This window comes from Paenibacillus sp. Y859, assembly GCF_056786405.1.
Map to the genome: position 1 here is coordinate 1 of NZ_JBXCIZ010000035.1, position 1,569 is coordinate 1,569.

1 rRNA gene is annotated in these 1,569 nt (G+C 53.3%); it reads right to left on the reverse strand.

Features of this window, described 5'->3' with window-relative positions:
- Nucleotides 1–11: 11 nt before the first annotated feature.
- A 16S ribosomal RNA gene (locus AC1TO8_RS23795) occupies nt 12–1,569 on the reverse strand.

Below are 1,569 nucleotides of genomic sequence, written 5' to 3' on the forward strand. Positions count from 1 at the left end.
ATTCTCCATAGAAAGGAGGTGATCCAGCCGCACCTTCCGATACGGCTACCTTGTTACGACTTCACCCCAATCATCTACCCCACCTTCGGCGGCTGGCTCCCTTGCGGGTTACCCCACCGACTTCGGGTGTTGTAAACTCTCGTGGTGTGACGGGCGGTGTGTACAAGACCCGGGAACGTATTCACCGCGGCATGCTGATCCGCGATTACTAGCAATTCCTACTTCATGCAGGCGGGTTGCAGCCTGCAATCCGAACTGAGACCAGCTTTGTTGGGATTGGCTCCATCTCGCGATTTCGCAGCCCGTTGTACTGGCCATTGTAGTACGTGTGTAGCCCAGGTCATAAGGGGCATGATGATTTGACGTCATCCCCACCTTCCTCCGGTTTGTCACCGGCAGTCTATCTAGAGTGCCCACCTTAATGTGCTGGCAACTAAATATAAGGGTTGCGCTCGTTGCGGGACTTAACCCAACATCTCACGACACGAGCTGACGACAACCATGCACCACCTGTCTCCTCTGTCCCGAAGGCCGCCACTATCTCTAGTGGATTCAGAGGGATGTCAAGACCTGGTAAGGTTCTTCGCGTTGCTTCGAATTAAACCACATACTCCACTGCTTGTGCGGGTCCCCGTCAATTCCTTTGAGTTTCAGTCTTGCGACCGTACTCCCCAGGCGGAGTGCTTAATGTGTTAACTTCGGCACCAAGGGTATCGAAACCCCTAACACCTAGCACTCATCGTTTACGGCGTGGACTACCAGGGTATCTAATCCTGTTTGCTACCCACGCTTTCGCGCCTCAGCGTCAGTTACAGCCCAGAGAGTCGCCTTCGCCACTGGTGTTCCTCCACATATCTACGCATTTCACCGCTACACGTGGAATTCCACTCTCCTCTTCTGTACTCAAGTCACCCAGTTTTCAGTGCGACCCAGGGTTGAGCCCTGGAATTAAACACCAAACTTAAATGACCGCCTGCGCGCGCTTTACGCCCAATAATTCCGGACAACGCTTGCCCCCTACGTATTACCGCGGCTGCTGGCACGTAGTTAGCCGGGGCTTTCTTCTCAGGTACCGTCACCTTAAGAGCAGTTACTCTCCTAAGTCTTCTTCCCTGGCAACAGAGCTTTACGATCCGAAAACCTTCATCACTCACGCGGCGTTGCTCCGTCAGACTTTCGTCCATTGCGGAAGATTCCCTACTGCTGCCTCCCGTAGGAGTCTGGGCCGTGTCTCAGTCCCAGTGTGGCCGTTCACCCTCTCAGGTCGGCTACGCATCGTCGCCTTGGTGAGCCATTACCTCACCAACTAGCTAATGCGCCGCAGGTCCATCTATAAGTGGCAGATTACTCCGCCTTTCAACATTCCTTCATGTGAAGAAATATATTATCCGGTATTAGCTACCGTTTCCGATAGTTATCCCAGTCTTACAGGCAGGTTACCTACGTGTTACTCACCCGTCCGCCGCTGAAATCCCAGAAGTGCAAGCACTTCTGAAATCTCCGCTCGACTTGCATGTATTAGGCACGCCGCCAGCGTTCGTCCTGAGCCAGGATCAAACTCTCCAATTA